Origin of the sequence: Symbiopectobacterium purcellii (assembly GCF_019797845.1) — a bacterium.
Taxonomy (GTDB): Bacteria; Pseudomonadota; Gammaproteobacteria; order Enterobacterales; family Enterobacteriaceae; genus Symbiopectobacterium; species Symbiopectobacterium purcellii.
This window is the reverse complement of the sequence record NZ_CP081864.1, coordinates 173,254-195,932: the sequence shown is the minus strand read 5'-3', so window position 1 is coordinate 195,932 and position 22,679 is coordinate 173,254. Positions and strand designations below refer to the sequence as shown.

Sequence of the window (22,679 nt, the reverse complement as noted above, 5' to 3'; positions counted from 1 at the left end):
AAGAGTCAACGAATTTCGTTTAAAAGCTGTTGATGATTGCTCAAGGTAAATGAATTTTTTTCATCATACTGTCCCGCCCCGTGTTACAGGGCGGGAACGTCGTTGAAATGTACCGTATGCCCCTGCGCCGTTACCCAGAAAATAGCGTACTGCGGCGTTTCCTGGCTGATGTCAAAACCGGGGACAAAACGCAGCGCAGACTGGTGGTTGGTACCGCGCACCGTAGTAAAGGTGATGCCGCGCCAGTTACCGCTGGCAGGACGGTGCACATGGCCTGCGGCAATGTGCCGTACGTTGCCATAGCGCAGGCAGCATTGATGCAACGCATCGGCGGCGTCCGGTGCCAACCGCACTTCATCCAGCGACGGCAAACCGATAGGCATCGGCAGGTGATGCAAAAACAGCAATACAGCGTTGTTCTGAGCGCGGCGCAGTTGGTCTTCCAGCCACTGTAAGCGCGTGCTGCACAGGTTTCCGGCAACATCACCGCTTTGCAGTGAATCCAGAAGGATCACGCAATAATCGCCGAGGTTCGTGACATTTTGGATAAAACCGTGCTCATCGGACAACGCGGGAAACACCCGCAAAAAGGCCGCTCGGTCATCATGGTTTCCTAACGTCACACGCCAGGGAACCTGTAATGTGGCCAGCGTATCAGCGAGGGCAGCATAAGATGCCGCACTGCCATCATCGGAAAGATCGCCCGAAATAACCACCAGCGCCGCGTCACGCTGGTGCGTATTAATATCCGCAATCGCTGCCTGAAAGTGTTGCAGCGGATCGCGTCCGTGCAACATTCGGCCCGGCGTCGTTAAATGAAGGTCGGAGAACTGAATGATTTTCATGGTTTCCCTCTGTGCATCACAGTTTGTAGCTTGTTCAAGATATTCAGGCCGATTGACGGCGCACCAGTGGCGCGCTGACTTCGGCTTTGCTGTTCGGTGCCTGCGGGTGTGCTTGTCGACGTTCCAGCAACTGTAGCGCCTGTGCCGCCATTACCACCGGATCCTGACGGAAGGTGGTCAGCGAATAGGCATCCCAACCTGCGGCAGGGATATCATCGAAACCGATAACCGCCAGATCGTCAGGGACTGACAATCCACGCTGACGTGCGCAATCAATCACGCCAAACGCCATTAAATCGTTGATGCAAAACACGGCATCCGGCCAATCCAGCGGCGGCAGTGCAAACAGCGACTGACAGGCACCAAGGCCACCGGCGTAGTCTGAATCAACACCACGCACCGTACTCACGTCCAATCCCAGCGTGCGCGCTTCATCGCAAAACGCCTGCTCACGTTCAACAATGTTCGGGGTGGCTGATGCACAACCCATCAGCGCCACCTGCTTTCTGCCGTCAGCGGCGAACAAGCGCGCCGCCGTGCGTGCCGCTGTGTTATTGTCGATATGCACGCTGTCGCAGGCGTCGTCATTGCGTCCAATGACGATCAACGGCTGGCCGTTCAACTGCGCCAGTTCAACAAATTCCTGCGGCGGTGAGCCAGACAACACGATAGTCGCTTCAGCACGATGGCCGAACAGAATCGAACGTGCCGCCGCCATCGCGCCGCGCGTGTGTCCGGTGTTAATCAGCACCGGAATCGAACCGCGCTGAATGAGCGCCTGAGAAAGCGCGGCTACCAGATTGGCTCGAAAGCCCACTTCCGGCTGTGTGACCACCAATCCCACCAAACGGCTACCGTTCGCCAGCAGACCACGCGCCAGATCGTTGACCTGATAACCCAGTTGTTGCGCCGCCGTCATCACTTTGGCGTAGGTCTCTGCCGAGACGCTAGCGCCCGGTGTGAAACTGCGCGACACTGCCGAACGCGATACGCCTGCCCGACGCGCCACATCCTGGGCGCTGACATAACGCTGTTTGTTGATGCTCATTTACCGATCCTCGCCAGCACATCTGCTTTCAGGAAACGTTCCACTACCAGCATGAAAACGAGGGAAGGCACCAGTAATACCAGCGCGGTGATCGACGCAATCTGGTAATTGCCACCCGCCCCGGCGCTGTATAACATCAGCGGCATCATCTGCACATCCGGCGCGCCGACAAAGTAGCTTCCCGTGAATTCATCCAACGATTCCAGAAAGACAAATATGGCCGCCGCCATCAGCCCCGGAAGTGCTTGCGGCAGGGAAATATCGATAAACGTGCGCCACGGACCAGCCCCAATGGAGCGGGCGGCCTGTTCCATCTCGCGGCTGATATCAGCAAACGCCGCTGAAGCAATCCACACCGCAAACACCAATCCGTGCACCGTATGCACCAGCACCACGCCAAACAGCGTGCCGTTCAGCCCCCACTGATAAAACAGGCGAGCGATATTCACGTATACCGTCAGATTGGGAAACGCTTGTGGAATCAGAAAAACCAGCAGAATAACCCCGCGCGCAGGCAATGCCAGCCGCGCCAATGCATACCCGGCGGGAATAGCCAATGCCAGCGAGGCCAGCACGGTGCATATCGCCACCAGTACGCTATTGCCCAGCGCTTCCCAGGCAACGCTGCGCGCCGAGAACACGCGCCGCCAAAAGGCAAAACCCCATTCAGAGGGCAGAAGGTGCGGATAAAACCATTTCTCCGCCACTGCCCACAGCAGCAGGTTAGCCAACGGACCAAAGATAAGAAAAACCAGCACGCCCAGAATAAGCGCCGGGGCAATCCATCCCAATACGCGCCTCATGTTTTCTCCCTCATGCTGATACGCAGATAGATAACCGCAAATACCGCCGTCATCAACAGCGAGATGGCCCCCAGTGCGTTCGCCACGCCGTAATCACCATAGGCATTGATACGAAAGGCAATATTGGCGCTCAACAGCGTCGGGGATTGCGCATTGATCATCAGCGGCACCGACAGCACCGACATCATGGTCACGAAAGACAGAATCAGGCCGGTCAGCAACGTGTGCCACACCTGTGGCACCACAATTTCGAACAGAATACGCAGCCGACCCGCGCCAAGATTACGTGCCGACTCCATCGTTGCACGGTCCAGCGATGCCATCGCGCCAGAGACCAGCAGTGCCACAAAGGGCGTTTGTTTCCAGACAAAAGCAAACACAATACCGCGCCAGTCAAGCCAGTTGCTGGCGCTGGTGAGATCGACGATGCCGACCATATCCAAGGCGCCGTTTAGCCAGCCGTTTTTAGCCAAAAAGGTGCGTAAAATCTGTCCAGTGACGATAAAAGGAATAAACAGCGGCCAGCGATAAACCCAGCGCAGCAGGGCGACCCAACGCGGATTTTCACCCAACGTCAGGTAACCGCCGATCAATACGGAAAACAGGCCAATCAGTAGCGTAGACACGCCAACAATCAGCAATGTAAACAGAATATCCGGGGTATAGAGCGTCAGCGCGGTAACAAAATTCGCCCCGCCGATGCCCTGATCGCTGACAAAGGCTCCGCCAACGGACAGCCCGAGCGGCGCGATAAAGCACAGCGCCACCACCAGCAGCGCAGGCAGCACCAGCGCAATGCCTGCCAGACGAGAAGAAAAAGAAGGGAGTGGTAACATGAGGCTCTCCCCTTCCCGACCAGACAGTCGGGAAGGATGCTATCAATCAGGTCAATAGTGTGGGCGATTACTGCGCCATCGCGTGTTCATAAGCATTGAGGATCGCGGCGTTATACGGAGCGATAGGGAAGGTTTTTCCTTTGGTCGCCAGATCCTGTGGCGAGATATCGGTAAACAGACGCTGCCAGACTTCCGGTTTCAGTTCCGCTTGAACGTATTTGGCATCAATGCCCGGATACCAGTTGAAGCGCTCAACAATGCCCTGGGCCTGTACTTTCGGGCTGGTCGCCAGTTCGACAAACTGCTGGGCCAGTTCACGATTGGGCGCTTGTGCCGGGATCACGTAGTGCATCAGCTGGCCGGGCATGCCGGGAGCAGGCAGAAGGAGTTTAACGTTGTCCGGCAACTGGCCATTGGCTTTCCATGAGTAGAACATATCAACCCACACCGGACCGATAGCAATCTCTCCCCGGCTCAGCATATCCAGCGTACCCGCATTGCCCGGTGTCAGGGTGACGTTTTTATTGAACGCTTTCAGGCGTTCAAAGGCCGGTTGCCATTTCTGTGCTTCCGCTTCTTCAAACGGACCGTTCATCAGCTTATTGGCATCGCCGCCGTAAGCGTAAACCCATCCCATCACAAAGCTGACGCCCGACGCGCCCCCTTTAATGCCGTTATAGCCGAACTGTTTTGGGTGTGCTGCCGCCCACTGTTGCAGTTCGTCATAGCTTTTCGGCGGGTTCGACACCAGCGCCGGGTTATAGGCCAGTGCGGTTTGGCTGCTGAACATCGGCATCACATAGCCTTTGACGTCACTGCCCAACGCTTTGTCTGCTGCTGCCATGGTCACCAACGTGCCGCTCGCAATCGCATCACGGTATTGCAGCAGTTGGCCGCCCTTCACCATCGGGCCGACAAATTTTTCATGCACCACGGCAACGTCGGTATCCCACACTTTGCTGCCTGCGGCTTGTTGCGCGTTAAAGCGCTCGAGGATCTTCTGTGAACCCGCATCCCCCGGCCCAGTACCAACGGCTCTGACTTTGACGCCTGGATGCTGCTGTTCAAACAGCGATCCCAGATAGTCGTTCACATAATCGACCATGTTTTGATCGCCAGCCGTCAGCACGGTCAGCTCTTGCGCCTGCGCGGCAGAAAGTGAAGCGCCCATCATGAGCGTTACAGCAAAAATGCGTTTCATGTCAGTGGTCTCCAGTACAAGATTGGGTAGTCAGGTCGGGAAGAGGATCGTGAGAAGCACAAGCCAGTGATGTTGAAGCGAACGGGGCTGGCGTATCAGACGCCGGAAACAGGAACAGCGCGTCCGCCGGGATCTGCACCTCAACGCGTTGGCCGACGTCATAAGGCGCAGAGGCATGCACCTGCATCCGCCATACGCCACTGACAACCGTGTGCAGCCAATGACCGCCCGGATAGCTTTGTGCCAACACGGTGCCCTGACGCACCAGCATGCCGGGAGCCGCTGGCGGTGCTTGTGTCGCATCGTAGAGTTGTGCAGCGTCGGCGCGAAAGCGCGCCTCTACCGTGCCGGGTTGCAATGTCGCATTCCGAGGCACCAGCGCCGCCCCCTGCGCGTCGCCACGCAGCGTCAACCTATCGCCGTCATAATAGGCCTCCAACATCAGTTGGTTTTCAGCCCCCATAAACGCCGCGACAAAGGCACTGGCTGGGTGGTGGTAAACCTGTTGCGGGCTGCCCGCCTGCATCACGCGCCCTTGATGCAGGATGACGATGCGATCCGCCATCACCATGGCTTCTTCGCGATCGTGGGTTACGTGAATGGCCGTAAGGCCCAGACGTTGCTGCAAGACACGAATCTCGTCGCGCAGTTGCAAACGAATGCGGGTATCCAGATTGGAGAGGGGTTCATCGAGCAGCAAGATATCAGGCTGTATCGCCAACGCTCGCCCCAACGCGACGCGCTGACGCTGGCCGCCAGAGAGCTGTGCCGGTTTGCGCTCACCCAATCCGGTCAGTCCCAGCATATTTTCAAGCTGTGTCACACGACGGGCGATCTCCGCTCTCGGCATGCGACGTAATTTGAGTCCGTAGGCAATATGCTGCGCCACCGTCATATGCGGCCACAGCGCGTAGCTTTGGAACACCAGCGCCATACCGCGTTTTTCCGGCGGATAGTGAGTAATATCCTGGCCGTTGACCAGAACCGCACCCGCATCCGGTGCCGCAAACCCTGCGATAGTGCGCAGCAAGGTGGTCTTGCCGCAACCAGAGGCACCGAGCAGCGCGACAAATTCCCCTTGAGCAATCTCCAGGTGAATATCATTTAAAACAGGCGTAGTGCCGTACCCGGCATGCAGATGCGCGAGCGTAATGTGCGGTGTTAGCGCAGCGGAAGAAGACGTTCTATTTTGCACACCTGTGCACCCAAACAAACCTTTCGATGAAGCCGATTGTCCGGGGTAATGATGTCAACAACGTGTTAACGCCATGACATTTCAGTGACAGGGTGAAGTGGAATAGCGGTGGTCAAAAACCACCGCTAGCAAGAGAAGAGGCCTTACAGCAGTTGAGCCAATCGGTTGAGATCCGACTGAATCGCCCCAGCCGTTACATCGCGTCCGGCGCCCGGTCCGCGAATCACCAACGGGTTGTCGCGATACAAGCGGCTTTCGATCGCAAACACATTGTCACACGGCAGCAGAGAAGCCAGCGGATGGTCCGGTCGCACCGCTTCCACGCCCACGCGCGCTTTGCCGCTGACATCGAAACGGGCTACGTGACGCAGCACCAATCCCATCTCCTGTGCCGCTTCCAGACGCTGTACCATCTGCTCGTTCAGCGAATCGCCATTTTCGAAAAACTGATCGATAGAACCTGCTTCACAGCCCGCAGGCACCAGTGATTCCACCCGCACCTGATTGGGTTCGATGTCATAACCCGCTTCGCGCGCCAAAATCACCAATTTGCGCATCACATCCTGCCCGGAAAGATCGACGCGCGGGTCCGGCTCCGTCAGCCCCTGTTGCCAGGCCTGATCCACCAGTTCGGTGAACGGTACGCTGCCATCAAATTGCAGGAACAGCCACGACAAGGTGCCGGAGAAGATACCGCTGATGGCCAAAATACTGTCACCGCTGTCACGCAGATCGTGCACCGCATAGTTCACCGGCAGCCCTGCCCCCACCGTGGCGTTATACAGCCAGTGACGGCCCGTTTTGGCAAAGGCATCGCGGATCTGGCGATAGCGATCGCCGCTGGATGCGCCCGCAATCTTGTTGGCGCTGATCACGTGAAAACCGTAGCTGGCAAAATCAAGATAGAGATCCGACACCGCTTCACTGGCTGTCACATCCAACACCACCAGGTCATCGTAGGGGTGAGCACGCATCCACAGGAACAGGTCTTCACCATCGCGCTCCTGCGCTTCATCATCAAAGAAGGCCAGCACGCGACTGGCTTCCAGACCGTCGTAGTTCAGCAGGCTACGCGTGCTGTCTACCACGCCCGCCAGCACAAACTCAAAGCCGGTACGTGCCGAAATTAGCGCCTGCTCGCGGGCAAACAGCTCCAGCCAGCGGGAACCAATATTGCCCTTGCCAAACAGCACCAACCCGATCCGTTTTTCCGCGCGGAACAATGAGTGGTGCAAACCGCGAATCAAATGCTCCGTCGGTCCCACGCGCAGCACCGCCACCAGGCTGATGCCATCGTCGGACTGCCAGACAAACTCGATGGGCTGATCTTTTAACTGCTGATAAAAACGGTGGCTGTGCAGCGGGTTACGGCACACGCCAGCCCCGACCATGGCCACCAGTGCTAATCCTTCACGCAACGCGAACGTCACGGGCAATCCGGCCTGTTCCAATGCATGCCAGGCGCTATCCACCACTTCCGAGGTGTAACACAGCTGCACCAGATTGCGATCGGCGTGCACGCCAATCGCCAGCGGACGCACTTGCGCACGGCTGACGTATTGTTCGATCTCTTTGTGTACGCGCGCAAAATCATGCTGTGCAGGAATCTGTACGTCGATCAGGCACACGTCATCGTGGCTGGTGACAATCTTTGCCCCCGTGCCCGACGCTAACACACGCTCAATGCGCGTAGAGCCTTGCTCCGGGTTGTAACTGCAACGCAGTTGCAGATCGATATCGCTCGCAGACACCGGCTGCAAGGTGCGCGCATGCAGCACCGGTGCCGCCAGACGCGCCAGCTCGCTGGCCTCATCAAGGCGCAGCAGAGGCAGCAGACAGGCATCTTTCACCTTACGCGGGTCGGCACTGTAAACACCGGCCACATCGCTCCAAATGGTCACGCGTTCCACACCCGCCAGCGCACCGATCTGCGTAGCCGAATAGTCACTGCCGTTGCGTCCCAACAATACTGTCTCACCGGCCTCGTTACGACTGATAAAACCGGTCACCACCAGCCGTTGCCCCGCATGCTGCGTTAACAACTGTTGCAGCAGCGGCCAGGAGCGCCCTTCATCCACCTGCGGTTGTGCAGCCCGTTCAGCGCGTAAGAAATCGCGCGCATCCAACCAGCTGGCATCGATGTTGCTCAAGTTCAACACCGCCGCCATCAGGCGTGCAGACCAAATTTCGCCGTGCCCCACCACTTCGGCATAAACTGCATCGGTCACGCCGCCATCCAGCAGCGCCGCCAGACGCTCCAGATCGCGGATAAAAAGGGTGGTCAGCCGCTCTGCGGCATCCGCAGGCAGCAAACCGGCAATCAAATCGCTTTGGTAACGCCGTAGTGCCTGCTGCACCTGATGGGCAGAAAGGCGATCGCTCTGGCTCAGTTTCAACCAGCTAATCAGCTGATTGGTGGTACCGCCCGCCGCTGACACCACCATCAAATCGCCGGGGCGGCTGTATTCGGCCATAATCCCCGCGACGCGTTGATAACATTTCACATCTGCCAGACTGCTGCCGCCAAATTTATGCAGTTGGCGGCCAGACACTGCCGCTGATACGCCTAACGCACTCATGCTGCTCCCTCAGTTGCCACCCGGAATGCCCGATCCAGATCGGCCACCAGATCGTCACCGTCTTCAATGCCGACCGAAATACGCAGCAGGGTTTCGGAGATGCCTGCCGCCGCACGCGCTTCCGGTGCCATGCCTGCATGGGTCATGGTGGCCGCATGAGAAATCAGGCTTTCCACGCCGCCCAACGATTCTGCCAGCGTAAACAGTTCCAGCTCTCCCAGGAAACGGCGCAGGGTGTCTTCATCGCCGTCCAGTTCAAAACTCAACATGGCACCGAAGCCGGACTGCTGACGACGCGCAATCTCATGGCCGGGGTTGTTCGGCAGTGAAGGATGATAAAGTTTTTTTACCAGCGGCTGTGTTTGCAGGTAATCAATCAGTTGCAGCGCATTTTTTTGCGCAGCGGCCATACGAGGGCCAAGGGTACGCAACCCACGCAGCAGCAGATAGCTGTCAAACGCCGCCCCCGTCACACCGATATTGTTCGCCCACCAGGCCAGCTCCGTCACCAGCGCCGGATCTTTGGCAATCACCGTGCCGGCCACCACATCGGAGTGTCCATTAAGATACTTGGTGCAGGAGTGCACCACCAAATCGGCCCCCAATGCCAGCGGACGCTGCAACGCCGGGCTCAGGAAGGTGTTATCCACCACGCTGACCGCACCAGCTTCACGCGCAGCCTGACAAATGGCGGCGATATCCACCACGCGCAGCAGCGGATTGCTGGGGCTTTCCACCAGCACCAGTTTCGGTTTCTCTTCCAATGCCGCCGCCAACGCAGCCGCATCGCCCTGATCGACAAATTTTACGCGAAATGCGCCGCGCTTGTTCAAGCTGTCAAACAAACGGTAACTGCCGCCATAGCAATCATGAGGCGCAACCAGCAAATCACCCGGACGCAGAAAAACGGTGCACACCAACAAAATGGCTGACATGCCACTGCTGGTCATCACCGACCCAGCACCACCTTCCAACTCTGCCAATGCACGCTGTACCACATCACGCGTCGGGTTACCGCGACGCGAGTAGTCATGGGCTCTGGGCTGGTTGAAACCGGTGAAGTTGTAGGTGCTGGAGAGATGAATCGGCGGAACCACACAGCCGTATTGTTCATCATCATTAAGTCCGCTACGAACGGCAATCGTTGCTTGTTTACGCGTCATGGTCATTTTCCTAACTGGCGGCAGGGTATAGGCTGTCAAGAGTAATCCCAAGCTCAACGGACGTCAATACATCTAGACTTCTAAACTTCTTTGCGTATAGATTGAGCATTGACGGAAATCCCGTTAGAATTCCCCTCATATCATGACGGTTTTATCTTCCTGACTACTATATTTTTAAGGTATCCCATGGCTGAGTGGAACGGCGAGTATGTCAGCCCTTACGCTGAACACGGTAAAAAGAGCGAGCAAGTTAAAAAGATCACGGTCTCGATTCCGCTTAAAGTGCTGAAAATCCTGACTGATGAGCGCACCCGACGTCAGGTCAATAACCTGCGCCATGCAACCAACAGTGAATTATTGTGCGAAGCGTTTCTGCACGCATTTACCGGCCAGCCACTACCGGATGACCACGATTTGCGTAAAGAGCGCAGCGATGAAATCCCTGAGGTGGCCAAGGCGATCATGCGTGAGATGGGGATTGACCCGGATACGTGGGAATATTGATCTGTCGATCGGGCGATATACGGCTCTGGCGATAGAAACAATAAAGGCACCCTTGGGTGCCTTTATTGTTTATGCTCGGACGCTTATTTTTTGCTGCCCGGCACGCTGAAACGCTTGTTGAAGCGCTCAACACGACCACCGGTGTCAACAACACGTTGTTTACCGGTATAGAACGGGTGGCATTCGCCACAAACGTCCAGGTTCAGATCGTGACCCACGGTAGAATGGGTTTTGATAACGTTACCGCAAGAACATGTTGCAGTAATCGCTACATAATTTGGGTGAATACCTTTTTTCATGGCAAACCTCTGTTAAGGCCGTGTCGCTATCCAGCCCTGTTTCGCCAGACACCACACGAAGTTAAGCACTGTAAGCACAGCACTGTACATTGACGCTCTACGATCAGTATACGCTTCACCATCGCGCCGGTCATTACACCACGCCTAGCAAAGTCGTATAAAGGCGGCGAATCATACAGAAATTAGCCAGCCGATGCAATCAGGTAACACATTTTAGCCTGCAACCTGTACACTGGCGGCGCAAGCCCCCCCATGACGTTCACTGAGCGGTAACCTATCGTACCGTCGGACTGCGCTGGGCAGGGAAAACCGCCTAGCGCCAGAGTTATCAGCCGGAGAAAGCATGTCCATCGTTCAGGTCGCATTGCCCGTGCCGCTGGCACGCACATTCGATTACCTGCTGCCCGCAGGCATGACGCCATCGCCGGGCGTACGCGTCAGCGTGCCCTTTGGCAACCGCAAGGCGATTGGTATTGTCGTGGCGTGCAGCGATCGCAGCGAACTTCCGGTAGAACAGCTCAAATCCATTCACGATGTGCTTGATGCACAGCCTCTTTTCCCTGACAGCCTGTGGCGTATTCTGCTCTGGGCCGTGGGCTACTATCACTACCCGATTGGCGAGGTGTTGTTCCACGCCTTACCGATTTTGCTGCGACAGGGTAAACCGGCCCATCGCGCTCCGCTCTGGCAGTGGTTCGCCACCGAACAGGGCAAAGCCACACCGCTCGCCACGCTAGCGCGTGCGCGCAAACAGCAACAGGCACTGTCGGCCCTGATACAAGGGGCGCTGTACCGCCATCAGGTGAATGAATCCGGTCTGACAGAGACCGCATTGCAGGCCCTGCGCACCAAAGGGTTGTGCGATCTCAAGGCCATCGATGCGGAGGTGCAGGACTGGCGTCACCAGCCCATCACCCATGATGAACGGCTGCGCCTCAATACCGAGCAGGCGACCGCCGTGGGTGCCATCCGCAGCGAAGACAGCCATTTTACCACCTGGTTGCTGGCAGGGATCACCGGCTCCGGCAAAACCGAGGTGTACCTGAGCGCGCTGGAAAACGTGTTATCACAAGGCAAGCAGGCGCTGGTGCTGGTGCCCGAGATCGGCCTGACGCCGCAAACCATTGCCCGTTTCCGCGCACGTTTCATCGCGCCCGTGGATGTGCTGCACTCAGGACTGAACGACAGCGAACGCTTGGCCGTGTGGCTACGCGCACGCAGCGGAGAATCCGCGATTGTCATTGGCACCCGGTCCGCGCTGTTTACCCCGTTTGCCCGTCTGGGGATGATCATCATCGATGAAGAGCACGACGGCTCATACAAACAGCACGAAGGATGGCGCTATCACGCTCGTGATTTGGCCGTGTTCCGCGCCAGAGAGGAAAATATTCCCATCGTGCTGGGCTCCGCCACGCCCGCGCTGGAAACGCTCTACAACGTACAAAACGGTAAATACCGCCAACTCACGCTGCGCAAACGCGCGGGTAACGCGCAACCTGCACGCCAGCATATCCTTGATGTCAAAGGATTACCGCTCACCAGCGGACTGTCACAACCGCTGATTACCCGCATTCGCCACCATTTGGAACACAATAACCAGGTCATCCTGTTCCTTAATCGTCGGGGTTTTTCACCGGTGGTGATGTGTCACGAATGCGGTTGGATCGCAGAATGCCAACGCTGCGAGCACTATTACACTTATCACCAGCAGCAGCGTCAGCTCCGCTGCCACCATTGTGACAGCCAACGCCCGATGCCACAGCAGTGCCCCCACTGCGGTTCAACACATTTGGTGCCGGTTGGCCTGGGCACCGAGCAGTTGGAGGAATCGCTGACTTCGCTGTTCACCGATGTACCCATTACCCGTATCGATCGCGATACCACCAGCCGCAAAGGCATGCTGGAACAGCAACTGGCACAAGTGCGTCAAGGAGACGCACGCATTCTTATCGGCACGCAGATGCTGGCAAAAGGGCACCATTTCCCTGATGTCACGCTGGTAGCACTGCTGGATGTCGACAGCTCGCTGTTTTCTGCCGATTTTCGTGCCACGGAACGTTTTGCCCAGTTGTATACGCAAGTTTCCGGACGCGCCGGACGCGCCGGCAAGAGCGGCGAAGTGGTGCTGCAAACTCACCACCCCGACCACCCGTTACTGCAATTGCTGCTACAAAAGGGCTACGACGCCTTCGCCAGTCAGACGCTGAAAGAGCGCCAGAGCGTGTTTCTGCCGCCCTACACCAGCCACATTCTGTTCCGCGCCGACGATCACGATAACCAGCATGCGCCGCTTTTCCTCCAGCAACTGCGCAACCTGCTGGAAAGCAGCCCACTCAAGGATGATGCGCTCTGGCTGCTCGGTCCGGTTCCCGCCTTGCAACCCAAACGCGCCGGGCGCTTCCGCTGGCAATTGCTGTTGCAGCACCCTTCCCGCGCCACGCTTCAGCGTGTCGTTAAGGCCTCACGCCCGCTCATCCCGCTACTGCCCGAAGCGCGCAAAGTGAAATGGGTGTTGGATGTCGACCCTACCGATAACTGATCGCCGTCGTTAACACACCACGAAAAAATGCGAACGGTGCCGAAATAACGACATTCGTCACATCTTTTATGCAATCTGAGCAGCAAAACTTGCGCGCCATCTGTTAAGAGTGGGCAGAGAAACAGTATCCTTAGCAAAATGGGTGGTATAAGCCTGTCAGGCAAAAAAATCGGGCGGTGTGCGTGCCGCCGTCCTGTTCGCCAATCGCATACGATGCAAGGAGAACCGCGTTGGACTATAAAAATGACACCACGCCGGCGACGATGAAAGACGTGGCAGAGGTCGCGGGTGTGTCGACGGCCACGGTCTCCAGAACGCTGATGAATCCGGAGAAGGTCTCGAGCCAAACGCGTAAGCGGATTGAACAAGCCGTGCTCACCGTGGGTTACGCGCCGCATGCGCTTGCCCGTCACGTAAAACGCAGCGAGTCACGCACGCTGCTCGCGATTGTGCCGGATATTTGCGATCCTTTCTTTACCGATGTCCTGCGCGGTATCGAAGAAACCGCTGCAAAACAAGGCTATCTGGTACTGATTGGTGATTGCGCCCACCAGCATCACAAAGAAAAATCTTTCGTCGATTTAATTATCACCAAGCAGATTGATGGCATGTTGCTGCTCGGGGCCAATCTGCCGTTTAGCGCCAGCAAAGAGGAGCGGCGCAACCTGCCGCCGATGGTGATGGTCAACGAATTCTCGCCCGACCTGGAATTGCCGACGGTGCACATCGATAACCTCACCGCCGCCTTTGATGCCGTTTATTATCTGCACCGACTCGGACACCGCCGTATTGCCTGTATCGCGGGTCCCGAAAACATGCATCTGAGCGAATACCGCTTGCAAGGCTATATTCAGGCGCTGCGCCGCAGCGGCATTCAAGTGGATAATCAGTATATCTATCGCGGCAATTTCAGTTATGAAACCGGCGTGAACGGACTGATAATGCTGATGAAGCACCCGGCACCGCCCAGTGCCATATTTTGCCACAGCGACATGATGGCAATGGGCGTACTCTCTCAAGCGAAAAAAATGAAGTTGGATGTTCCAAAAGACCTGTCGCTGGTGGGTTTTGATGATATAGAGCAGGCGCAATACTGTTTTCCACCGCTCACCACCGTCGCGCAACCCCGTTATGAATTAGGGTGTGAATCCATGCACTTGCTATTGGAGCAGTTGCAGGGTCATACGGTGCCCAGCGGGTCACGGTTACTCAACAGCAAGCTGGTTATTCGTGACAGCACGGCCACGCCAAATTACGCTCGTTATCGGGTTTAAGAATTCCGGTGCTGGTCAAAGTTTTTAGGGTTCAGTAACATGCTCCCTAAATCTTTCATTTCATTTGCAGCGAAACGACAGTGGCACAACGAGATTACGTCAGCCGTGGGCGCTCAGGCGCGCGACGAAAAAAGACAACCAGTCGAAGAGGAAGTTCTTCGTCGGGCGTCTCTAAGTTCATGATAATGCTGGCCGTTGCCGTGCTGGTGACCTTTGCGGGCGGGCTCTATTTTATTGCCAACAACAAGCCTGCCGAGTCGCCCGTGCTACCGCGCAGCGCCACCAACAACGGCAATGGTCTGCCACCGAAGCCGGAGGAGCGCTGGCGTTATATTAAAGAACTGGAGAACCGTCAGTTGGGTGTTCCTGAGCCGACGGCCCCCAATTCCGGTGGAGAAATCAAATCACCGGTCCAACTCACGCAAGAACAGCGCCAACTGCTCGAGCAGATGCAGGCAGATATGCGCCGTGCGCCGACGCAGTTGTCAGAAGTGCCTTATAACGATCAAACGCCGGTGCCACGCTCTCAGGTTACCATCACTACGCCCAAAACCGTGGTGATACCACCGGTAGCAACCACGCCGACCGTGACCCCGCCGCCCGTGAGTACGCGTGCGCCCGTCGCCGCCCCCGTGACACAGCCCACCACGCCGAGACAGGAAACGCCAAAACCGGTGGAAACCGCGAAACAGCCGGAAACGCCCAAACCAGAAAAAGCACAGCGCTGGATGGTGCAGTGTGGTTCGTTTAAAACGCTGGAGCCGGCAGAATCAGTGCGCGCGCAGCTGGCTTTTGCCGGTATTGAAAGCCGCATCGCCAGCAGTGGCGGTTGGAATCGCATCACCTTAGGGCCGTATAAAGATCGCGCTACCGCCGACAAAATGCTATCGCGCCTGAAAGACGCTGGCGCAGCAAACTGCATTCCTCTCGCTGCTGGGGGTTGAAAACGCCTAAGCGGTCCCCATCTACAACATCAATATGCCCCACAGCACTGTGGGGTTCTTTTTCCTTATCTAGCGGGGATCGACACGTGACAACTATAGTAAGTGTACGTCGCAACGGCCACGTGGTGATTGGCGGCGACGGCCAAGCCACATTGGGAAACACGGTCATGAAGGGCAACGTGCGTAAAGTACGTCGTCTGTACAACGACAATGTTATCGCCGGCTTTGCAGGCGGCACCGCTGACGCCTTTACGCTGTTCGAGCTGTTTGAACGCAAGCTGGAATTGCATCAAGGCCATCTGGTCAAGGCCGCCGTGGAATTGGCAAAAGACTGGCGCACCGACCGCATGCTGCGCCGTCTGGAAGCGCTGCTGGCCGTCGCAGACGAAAACGCGTCGCTTATCATCACCGGTAACGGTGATGTAATTCAACCGGAAAACGATTTGATTGCTATCGGTTCTGGCGGCCCGTATGCGCAAGCCGCAGCCAGAGCGCTGCTGGAGAACACCGAGCTCAGTGCGCGCGAGATTGTTGAAAAGTCGCTGGGTATCGCAGGCGATATCTGCATCTACACCAATCAGTTCCACACGATTGAAGAATTAGCCTCCAAGGCGTAAGGAATGACATCATGTCTGAAATGACCCCGCGCGAAATCGTTAGCGAGCTCGACAGCTACATCATCGGTCAGCACAAGGCCAAACGTGCGGTGGCAATCGCATTGCGTAACCGCTGGCGCCGTATGCAACTTTCCGACGCGTTACGCCATGAAGTGACACCCAAGAATATCCTGATGATCGGCCCGACTGGCGTGGGTAAAACAGAAATTGCCCGTCGTCTGGCCAAGCTGGCCAATGCTCCGTTTATCAAAGTGGAAGCCACTAAATTCACCGAAGTCGGCTATGTTGGTAAAGAAGTGGACTCCATCATCCGCGATCTGACAGATGCGGCCATCAAGATGATGCGCCAGCAATCGCTGGAAAAAAACCGCTTCCGTGCTGAAGAAATGGCCGAAGAACGCATTTTAGATGCACTGATTCCCCCGGCAAAAAATAACTGGGGCCAGCCGGAAGAGCCGCAAGAACCTTCCGCTGCACGTCAGGCCTTCCGCAAAAAACTGCGTGAAGGGCAGTTAGACGACAAAGAAATTGAAATCAATCTGGCGGCTACCCCGATGGGCGTTGAAATCATGGCCCCTCCCGGCATGGAAGAGATGACCAATCAGTTGCAGTCCATGTTCCAGAATCTGGCAGGTCAGAAGCAGAAAGCGCATAAGATGAAAATCAAAGACGCCTTCAAGCTGCTGATCGAAGAAGAGGCTGCCAAGCTGGTGAACCCGGAAGAGCTGAAACAGCAGGCTATCGAGTCCGTAGAACAACACGGGATCGTATTTATCGATGAGATCGATAAAATCTGCAAACGCGGGGAAACCTCCGGCCCGGACGTCTCTCGTGAAGGGGTACAACGCGATCTGCTGCCGCTGGTGGAAGGCTGTACGGTCTCCACCAAACACGGCATGGTGAAAACCGATCACATCCTGTTTATTGCCTCCGGTGCATTCCAGGTCTCCAGCCCGTCGGATCTGATCCCCGAGCTGCAAGGGCGTTTACCTATCCGCGTTGAGCTGCAAGCGCTGACCACGGAAGACTTCGAACGCATCCTGACGGAACCGAGCGCATCGCTGACCGAACAGTACAAAGCGTTGCTGGCGACCGAAGGTGTGGATATCGTCTTCACCACGGACGGCATTCGCCGGATTGCCGAAGCGGCCTGGCAGGTCAACGAGCGCACCGAGAACATCGGCGCACGTCGTCTGCATACTGTTTTGGAGCGTTTGATCGAAGAGATCTCTTACGATGCCAGCGAAATGAACGGTCAAACTGTTACCGTGGACGCAGAATACGTGCGTAGTCATCTTGACGAGCTCGTAGCAGATGAAGATCTGAGCCGTTTTATCTTATAATCCCTACAATTCGGATTGTCCTGTTGCGCAAACGCTCTGTTTGGCAAATGATGGGAGGCTTATGCCTCCCATCATTTGCGTTTCTGGCCAGCGCTCATGGACTGGACTTTTCATTCACACATGCATGCGACAGACATTGCATTGAAAAAACGATACGTATCATGACCTTATTAACCCAAAGCAGCAAAACCAAAGCTTGGCTGGACAGCTTGCGTCCGAAAACGCTTCCCTTAGCGTTTGCCTCCATTGTGACGGGCTCCGCCATTGCCAGCTGGCACAACAATTTTAAACCGGGCATTGCTCTGCTGGCACTCCTGACCGCCGGATTGTTGCAAATCCTCTCCAATCTGGCGAACGATTACGGTGACGCGGTAAAAGGCAGCGATACCGAAACCCGTATTGGGCCATTGCGCGGCATCCAAACCGGCGTTATCTCGCTGTCGCAGTTACGTATGGCCCTGATTGTCACCGTGGTGCTAACCATCGTGTCGGGACTGTCGCTGGTTATCATGGCGTGCGAGAAGCCGTCGGATATCGTCGGCTTTCTGATCCTTGGGGTGCTGGCAATGGTCGCCGCCATTACCTATACCGTAGGCAACAAACCTTACGGGTATATGGGACTGGGGGACATCTCCGTCATGATTTTCTTTGGCTGGCTCAGCGTCGCAGGCTCCTATTACCTGCAAACCGGCCATTTCGACAGTATCGTTATGCTGCCTGCCACCGCCTGTGGTCTGCTCGCGACGGCGGTACTGAACATCAACAATTTGCGTGATATCGACAACGATCGGCTTAGCGGTAAAAACACGCTGGCCGTTCGCCTCGGTGCGCAGCGTGCCCGGTGCTACCATTCCCTACTGTTACTGACCGCGCCGCTGTGTCTGGCCCTGTTTGCCATGTTTTATCTGCACACGCTGGCTGGCTGTTTATCCTTACCCTGCCGCTACTGCTCAAGCAGGCTGCCTATGTGCGTCGGGAAATCAGTCCGTTCAGCATGCGCCCCATGCTGGAAAAAACCGTCAAGGGCGCGCTGCTGACCAATTTGCTGTTTGCGGTGGGTGTAATGCTTAGCTAAGCGGCGAGCATTTACTGATACGCATCAAGTTAACATTTGATGATTTTGCCAACACTTGCCTTTAAGGGATATACTCAGGATCCCGGCGGCAAACTGACGTTAATCCGATGAAATACGATACTTCCGAGCTGTGCGATATCTATCACGAAGAGGTGAACGTTGTTGAACCTCTGTTTTCCAACTTTGGAGGACGCACTTCCTTTGGTGGCAAAATCACCACGGTGAAATGCTTTGAGGATAACGGCATCCTCTACGATGTGCTGGAAGAGAGCGGCGTAGGCCGTGTACTTCTGGTGGATGGCGGCGGTGCTGTGCGTCGTGCCTTGATCGATGCCGAATTGGCTCGTCTGGCAACACAAAGCGCCTGGGAAGGCATTGTCGTCTACGGTGCGGTGCGCCAGGTAGACGATTTGGAAGAGTTGGATATCGGCATTCAGGCCATGGCCGCCATTCCAGTGGGTGCCGCCAGTGAAGGGGTTGGCGAAAGCGATATTCGCGTCAATTTCGGCGGCGTGACCTTCTTCTCCGGCGATCATCTGTATGCCGATAATACCGGCATTATCCTGTCGGAAGATCCGCTGGATATCGAATAGTTCGGCAAGCGCGTATTAATAAAAAAGGGCGCAATGCGCCCTTTTTTGACTTTTGCGTTTCTCGCTTAGACTTCTTCCATCTTGCCCAGCAGCGCGCGCAGGCGTTCCTGCCAGACAACCTGCTCTTCTTTCAAGTGTTCGTTTTCACGCACCAGCGTTTCACGGGATTCAGCGGCCTGCTGTACTTCCTGACTCAACTGACCGTTCTTTTCTTTCAGCTCTTCGATTTCCATTTGCAATAATGTAATGGTATCAATCGCCTGCTGAACTTTGGCTTCCAGTTTCTCAAACACTTCAAATGACATTCTTTAACCCCTTTTAATCGCAAGGCACCAATGAGGCGTACTATCTCCCCTTCCCATGCCAATCCCGTTTCACATACGCTCGCTATCACGCTTGCGTTAAGGATGGCACTCCACCAGCACGTCTCTTTCGTTCAGTGTATCGGTAAATTGTATGGGGCTGTCAGGGCGCTGTCTAGCAGGCATCCACTCTGATGGGAGTCTTGATCGTTTTTTTTGCCACCGCAATCAGTGCAAACTGAAATTACGTGCTTGCTTGCATCATAATTTGCACGCTACCTTTCTGCCCACCCGCGCTCATGTTAACAACGTTAACGCCGTCATTAACATGAAACGGGCGTAAGTAACCGTACAGTGGCGCTTTGATAGGCGAATACGCTCATTTTTATGACGAACAACACACATTTTGATTTCGATATTTCTCGTTTTCGAACATTAACGATAAATTCACATCGTCCACACATTTATACAGGGTCGCTCTATGTCAGCGGCCTGAACATTACTCTGTAGCCCCGTAAACAGGAAACCATTATGAGTCAATCAAGAGTGCCAACCTTAAAAGGCCAATGTATCGCCGAGTTTCTCGGCACCGGTCTGCTAATCTTCTTTGGAGTGGGTTGCGTGGCAGCGTTAAAACTTGCCGGTGCCAGCTTTGGTCAATGGGAAATCAGCGCCGTCTGGGGTTTAGGCGTCGCCATGGCGGTCTACCTGACCGCGGCTATTTCCGGTGCCCACCTCAACCCGGCGGTCACTATCGCCCTGTGGCTGTTCGCCTGCTTTGACGGACGCAAAGTGGTTCCTTATATCATTGCACAGGTGGCGGGTGCCTTCTGCTCTGCCGCGTTGGTGTATGGCCTTTATCACAATTTGTTCGCAGATTTTGAACAGACTCACAACATCGTGCGCGGTAGTGTGGAAAGTTTAAATCTGGCGGGCACGTTCTCAACCTATCCGCATCCGCAGATTTCCGTATTCCAAGCCTTCGTGGTGGAAATGGTTATTACCGCCGTACTGATGTGTTTGATTCTGGCGCTCACCGACGATGGCAACGGCGTGCCACGCGGTCCGTTAGCGCCGCTGCTGATCGGTATCCTGATCGCAGTAATCGGTGCCTCTATGGGGCCGTTGACCGGGTTTGCGTTAAACCCAGCACGCGACTTCGGTCCAAAACTGTTCGCCTATCTGGCAGGCTGGGGACAAGTGGCCTTCACCGGCGCGCGTGATATTCCTTATTTCCTCGTGCCGATTTTCGGACCGATCGTTGGGGCATGTTTGGGTGCCTTCGGGTACCGCGCTCTGATCGGCCGTAACTTGCCTTGCGATGTCTGCGAAGTAGAAGACAAAGAAACGCAGCGCACTGAAGCACGCTAAGCGACGCCCACGGCATACGCTTTTTTACCCGCTACACAACAGGATTAGAACCTATGACACCGGAAAAAAAATACATTGTCGCGCTGGATCAGGGTACTACCAGCTCCCGCGCCGTCATACTCGATCATGATGCCAACATCATCGCTATCTCCCAGCGCGAATTCACCCAGATTTACCCCAAAGCGGGCTGGGTTGAACACGACCCGATGGAAATCTGGGCAACGCAAAGCGCTACACTGGTTGAAGTGCTGGCCAAAGCCGATATCAGCTCTGATGAAGTCGCCGGTATTGGTATCACCAACCAGCGTGAAACCACGGTGGTGTGGGAAAAAGAGACAGGCAAACCGATTTACAACGCTATCGTATGGCAATGCCGTCGTACCGCTGATATTTGTGAAACCCTGAAAAAACAAGGCTTGGAAGATTATATCCGTACCAACACGGGCCTGGTGGTTGACCCTTACTTCTCCGGCACCAAGGTGAAGTGGATTCTGGACAACGTGGAAGGGGCACGCGAGCGCGCCAAACGTGGCGAACTGCTGTTCGGCACCATTGATACCTGGTTGATTTGGAAAATGACTCAGGGTCGCGTACACGTGACCGATTACACCAACGCCTCACGTACTATGCTGTTCAACATCAAGACGTTGGACTGGGACGACCGCATGCTGGAAGCGCTGGATATCCCGCGTATTATGCTGCCGCAAGTGCGTCCTTCTTCCGAAGTCTATGGTCAAACCAACATTGGCGGTAAAGGCGGCACGCGTATTCCTATCGCAGGTATCGCAGGTGACCAGCAAGCCGCACTGTACGGCCAGCTTTGCGTTCAGCCGGGCATGGCGAAAAATACCTACGGTACAGGCTGCTTCCTGCTGATGAACACGGGCAAAGAGCCGGTGAAATCCCAGCATGGCCTGCTGACCACCATCGCTTGCGGTCCGCGTGGCGAAGTGAACTACGCGCTGGAAGGTTCCGTATTCGTGGGCGGTGCCTCTATCCAATGGCTGCGTGATGAGCTGAAACTGATCGGTGAATCCATGGACTCCGAATATTTCGCCACCAAAGTGAAAGATTCTAACGGTGTCTACGTTGTCCCGGCCTTTACCGGACTGGGCGCACCTTATTGGGACCCGTATGCCCGTGGTGCCATCTTCGGCCTGACGCGCGGCGTGAATTCCAACCACATCATCCGTGCTACGTTGGAATCCATTGCTTATCAAACGCGTGACGTGCTGGATGCGATGCAGGCGGATTCAGGCACACGTCTGCAATCACTGCGCGTTGATGGCGGTGCCGTTGCCAACAACTTCCTGATGCAGTTCCAGTCCGATATCCTCGGCACCCGCGTAGAACGCCCTGAAGTGCGCGAATCCACCGCACTGGGTGCCGCGTTCCTGGCAGGTCTGGCTACTGGCTTCTGGAATGATTTGGATGAAGTGAAGAGCAAGGCAACGATTGAACGTGAATTCCGCCCCAGCATTGAAACCGTGGAGCGTAACTATCGTTACAGCGGCTGGAAGAAAGCCGTGGCGCGTGCTCAAGCGTGGGAAGATCACGAATAATTCCCGTAGGGAAAACAAAAAGGGCGCAGCGATAGCTGCGCCCTTTTTTATTAACCGGCAACGGGTAATCGCTCAGGCGTCAGCGCATTGATGCAGCGCTGTACCACGCCGTCGACGGGTGAGGCAATATCGACCGCCACCACATCCGGTTCGTCCGCCTGCGGCGTTTCCAGTGCCATAAACTGGCTTTTGAGCAAACTTTCCGGCATGAAATGGCCTTTGCGCTGCTGCATACGCGCTAGCACCAGCGCGTAATCGCCTGTCAGCCAGAGAAAGGTGATGCCATGATTATCTTTTCTCAGCCGATCGCGGTAGCGTTTTTTCAGCGATGAGCAGACCAAAATACCTGTCTCATTCTTTTGTTGCAGGCTAAAGACCACATCGTTCAACCGCTCGAGCCAAGGCTCACGGTCATCATCATTCAGCGCCTGCCCCTGCGACATCTTGAGTATATTGTGACGCGGATGCAGATCGTCACCATCGATGAACTTGGCCCCTAACCGCTGTGCCAACCGCGCACCCACGCTCGATTTTCCTGTGCTGGATACGCCCATGATCACCACGCATTGTCCTGCCATAACGGCTC

General features: G+C 55.8%; 20 protein-coding genes and 1 pseudogene. 10 read left to right on the top strand and 11 right to left on the bottom strand.

The features are described 5' to 3' along the window. Positions 1 to 83: 83 nt before the first annotated feature. The 8 genes from K6K13_RS00875 to metB form a co-directional block, all read right to left on the bottom strand. Positions 84 to 845 carry a phosphodiesterase gene (locus tag K6K13_RS00875; RefSeq protein ID WP_222159150.1) on the bottom strand — a complete coding sequence of 254 codons (762 nt, stop codon included), beginning with the start codon at positions 843 to 845 and terminating at the stop codon, positions 84 to 86. Positions 846 to 888: 43 nt separating this feature from the next. Further along, positions 889 to 1,893, bottom strand: a complete 1,005-nt coding sequence (locus K6K13_RS00870) for a LacI family DNA-binding transcriptional regulator (protein WP_222159149.1) — start codon at positions 1,891 to 1,893, stop codon at positions 889 to 891. After that, positions 1,890 to 2,696, bottom strand: coding sequence for an ABC transporter permease (locus tag K6K13_RS00865; protein ID WP_222159148.1), 807 nt, complete (start codon positions 2,694 to 2,696; stop codon positions 1,890 to 1,892). The genes K6K13_RS00870 and K6K13_RS00865 overlap by 4 nt, the downstream gene beginning before the upstream one ends. Beyond that, entirely contained in the window at positions 2,693 to 3,532 is an 840-nt protein-coding gene (locus K6K13_RS00860) for an ABC transporter permease (RefSeq protein WP_222159147.1), read from the bottom strand. The genes K6K13_RS00865 and K6K13_RS00860 overlap by 4 nt, the downstream gene beginning before the upstream one ends. A 67-nt stretch (positions 3,533 to 3,599) precedes the next feature. Next, positions 3,600 to 4,733 carry an ABC transporter substrate-binding protein gene (locus K6K13_RS00855; protein WP_222159146.1) on the bottom strand — a complete coding sequence of 378 codons (1,134 nt, stop codon included), beginning with the start codon at positions 4,731 to 4,733 and terminating at the stop codon, positions 3,600 to 3,602. A 1-nt stretch (position 4,734) separates the two neighbouring features. Beyond that, positions 4,735 to 5,928, bottom strand: coding sequence for an ABC transporter ATP-binding protein (locus K6K13_RS00850; RefSeq protein ID WP_222159145.1), 1,194 nt, complete (start codon positions 5,926 to 5,928; stop codon positions 4,735 to 4,737). A 143-nt stretch (positions 5,929 to 6,071) separates the two neighbouring features. Beyond that, complete coding sequence (locus K6K13_RS00845) at positions 6,072 to 8,507, bottom strand: bifunctional aspartate kinase/homoserine dehydrogenase II (protein ID WP_222159144.1); 2,436 nt, start codon at positions 8,505 to 8,507, stop codon at positions 6,072 to 6,074. Beyond that, entirely contained in the window at positions 8,504 to 9,670 is a 1,167-nt protein-coding gene (gene metB, locus K6K13_RS00840; RefSeq protein WP_222159143.1) for a cystathionine gamma-synthase, read from the bottom strand. Before metB ends, K6K13_RS00845 begins: the two co-directional genes overlap by 4 nt. A gap of 186 nt (positions 9,671 to 9,856) precedes the next feature. On the opposite strand from metB, the gene metJ reads away from it, so the two are divergent. After that, positions 9,857 to 10,174, top strand: coding sequence for a met regulon transcriptional regulator MetJ (gene metJ / locus K6K13_RS00835; RefSeq protein WP_196907435.1), 318 nt, complete (start codon positions 9,857 to 9,859; stop codon positions 10,172 to 10,174). Positions 10,175 to 10,257: 83 nt separating this feature from the next. On the opposite strand, the gene rpmE is transcribed toward metJ, so the two are convergent. Beyond that, positions 10,258 to 10,473, bottom strand: a complete 216-nt coding sequence (gene rpmE, locus K6K13_RS00830) for a 50S ribosomal protein L31 (RefSeq protein WP_195313079.1) — start codon at positions 10,471 to 10,473, stop codon at positions 10,258 to 10,260. 343 nt (positions 10,474 to 10,816) lie between these two features. Between rpmE and priA the strand changes: the two genes are divergently transcribed. The 7 genes and pseudogenes from priA to rraA all read left to right on the top strand — a co-directional run bounded on the left by priA (position 10,817) and on the right by rraA (position 18,858). After that, the gene (gene priA / locus K6K13_RS00825; protein ID WP_222159142.1) at positions 10,817 to 13,012 is read left to right on the top strand and encodes a primosomal protein N'; all 2,196 of its coding nucleotides are present in this window, start codon (positions 10,817 to 10,819) and stop codon (positions 13,010 to 13,012) included. Between the two features lie 263 nt (positions 13,013 to 13,275). Continuing rightward, positions 13,276 to 14,286: a DNA-binding transcriptional regulator CytR gene (gene cytR / locus K6K13_RS00820; RefSeq protein ID WP_434064625.1), complete on the top strand. Its 1,011-nt coding sequence runs from the start codon at positions 13,276 to 13,278 to the stop codon at positions 14,284 to 14,286. 80 nt (positions 14,287 to 14,366) lie between these two features. Then, on the top strand, positions 14,367 to 15,230 hold the full coding sequence (gene ftsN, locus K6K13_RS00815) for a cell division protein FtsN (RefSeq protein ID WP_222159140.1): 864 nt from the start codon (positions 14,367 to 14,369) through the stop codon (positions 15,228 to 15,230). 86 nt (positions 15,231 to 15,316) lie between these two features. Further along, positions 15,317 to 15,847 carry an ATP-dependent protease subunit HslV gene (gene hslV / locus K6K13_RS00810; protein WP_195313083.1) on the top strand — a complete coding sequence of 177 codons (531 nt, stop codon included), beginning with the start codon at positions 15,317 to 15,319 and terminating at the stop codon, positions 15,845 to 15,847. A gap of 11 nt (positions 15,848 to 15,858) precedes the next feature. Further along, on the top strand, positions 15,859 to 17,190 hold the full coding sequence (gene hslU, locus K6K13_RS00805; protein ID WP_222159139.1) for an ATP-dependent protease ATPase subunit HslU: 1,332 nt from the start codon (positions 15,859 to 15,861) through the stop codon (positions 17,188 to 17,190). Between the two features lie 161 nt (positions 17,191 to 17,351). Further along, positions 17,352 to 18,265 (top strand): annotated as a pseudogene (locus K6K13_RS00800) (1,4-dihydroxy-2-naphthoate polyprenyltransferase). Positions 18,266 to 18,372: 107 nt separating this feature from the next. Next, positions 18,373 to 18,858: a ribonuclease E activity regulator RraA gene (gene rraA / locus K6K13_RS00795; protein WP_222159138.1), complete on the top strand. Its 486-nt coding sequence runs from the start codon at positions 18,373 to 18,375 to the stop codon at positions 18,856 to 18,858. A gap of 65 nt (positions 18,859 to 18,923) precedes the next feature. On the opposite strand, the gene zapB is transcribed toward rraA, so the two are convergent. Beyond that, positions 18,924 to 19,163, bottom strand: coding sequence for a septal ring assembly protein ZapB (gene zapB / locus K6K13_RS00790; protein WP_222159137.1), 240 nt, complete (start codon positions 19,161 to 19,163; stop codon positions 18,924 to 18,926). Positions 19,164 to 19,691: 528 nt separating this feature from the next. On the opposite strand from zapB, the gene K6K13_RS00785 reads away from it, so the two are divergent. Both K6K13_RS00785 and glpK read left to right on the top strand, forming a co-directional pair. Continuing rightward, complete coding sequence (locus K6K13_RS00785) at positions 19,692 to 20,531, top strand: MIP/aquaporin family protein (RefSeq protein WP_222159136.1); 840 nt, start codon at positions 19,692 to 19,694, stop codon at positions 20,529 to 20,531. Positions 20,532 to 20,584: 53 nt separating this feature from the next. Then, the gene (glpK, locus tag K6K13_RS00780; protein ID WP_222159135.1) at positions 20,585 to 22,093 is read left to right on the top strand and encodes a glycerol kinase GlpK; all 1,509 of its coding nucleotides are present in this window, start codon (positions 20,585 to 20,587) and stop codon (positions 22,091 to 22,093) included. A gap of 50 nt (positions 22,094 to 22,143) precedes the next feature. Here the strand turns inward: glpK and K6K13_RS00775 are convergent, their stop codons facing one another. Beyond that, entirely contained in the window at positions 22,144 to 22,671 is a 528-nt protein-coding gene (locus K6K13_RS00775) for a gluconokinase (RefSeq protein WP_222159134.1), read from the bottom strand. Between the last annotated feature and the right edge of the window lie 8 nt (positions 22,672 to 22,679).

Coding starts and splice junctions, on each gene's coding strand:
- K6K13_RS00875 (WP_222159150.1), bottom strand. CDS start 845: ATGAAAATCATTCAGTTCTCCGACCTTCATTTAACGACGCCGGGCCGA.
- K6K13_RS00870 (WP_222159149.1), bottom strand. CDS start 1,893: ATGAGCATCAACAAACAGCGTTATGTCAGCGCCCAGGATGTGGCGCGT.
- K6K13_RS00865 (WP_222159148.1), bottom strand. CDS start 2,696: ATGAGGCGCGTATTGGGATGGATTGCCCCGGCGCTTATTCTGGGCGTG.
- K6K13_RS00860 (WP_222159147.1), bottom strand. CDS start 3,532: ATGTTACCACTCCCTTCTTTTTCTTCTCGTCTGGCAGGCATTGCGCTG.
- K6K13_RS00855 (WP_222159146.1), bottom strand. CDS start 4,733: ATGAAACGCATTTTTGCTGTAACGCTCATGATGGGCGCTTCACTTTCT.
- K6K13_RS00845 (WP_222159144.1), bottom strand. CDS start 8,507: ATGAGTGCGTTAGGCGTATCAGCGGCAGTGTCTGGCCGCCAACTGCAT.
- metB (WP_222159143.1), bottom strand. CDS start 9,670: ATGACGCGTAAACAAGCAACGATTGCCGTTCGTAGCGGACTTAATGAT.
- metJ (WP_196907435.1), top strand. CDS start 9,857: ATGGCTGAGTGGAACGGCGAGTATGTCAGCCCTTACGCTGAACACGGT.
- rpmE (WP_195313079.1), bottom strand. CDS start 10,473: ATGAAAAAAGGTATTCACCCAAATTATGTAGCGATTACTGCAACATGT.
- priA (WP_222159142.1), top strand. CDS start 10,817: ATGTCCATCGTTCAGGTCGCATTGCCCGTGCCGCTGGCACGCACATTC.
- cytR (WP_434064625.1), top strand. CDS start 13,276: ATGAAAGACGTGGCAGAGGTCGCGGGTGTGTCGACGGCCACGGTCTCC.
- hslU (WP_222159139.1), top strand. CDS start 15,859: ATGTCTGAAATGACCCCGCGCGAAATCGTTAGCGAGCTCGACAGCTAC.
- rraA (WP_222159138.1), top strand. CDS start 18,373: ATGAAATACGATACTTCCGAGCTGTGCGATATCTATCACGAAGAGGTG.
- zapB (WP_222159137.1), bottom strand. CDS start 19,163: ATGTCATTTGAAGTGTTTGAGAAACTGGAAGCCAAAGTTCAGCAGGCG.
- K6K13_RS00785 (WP_222159136.1), top strand. CDS start 19,692: ATGAGTCAATCAAGAGTGCCAACCTTAAAAGGCCAATGTATCGCCGAG.
- glpK (WP_222159135.1), top strand. CDS start 20,585: ATGACACCGGAAAAAAAATACATTGTCGCGCTGGATCAGGGTACTACC.
- K6K13_RS00775 (WP_222159134.1), bottom strand. CDS start 22,671: ATGGCAGGACAATGCGTGGTGATCATGGGCGTATCCAGCACAGGAAAA.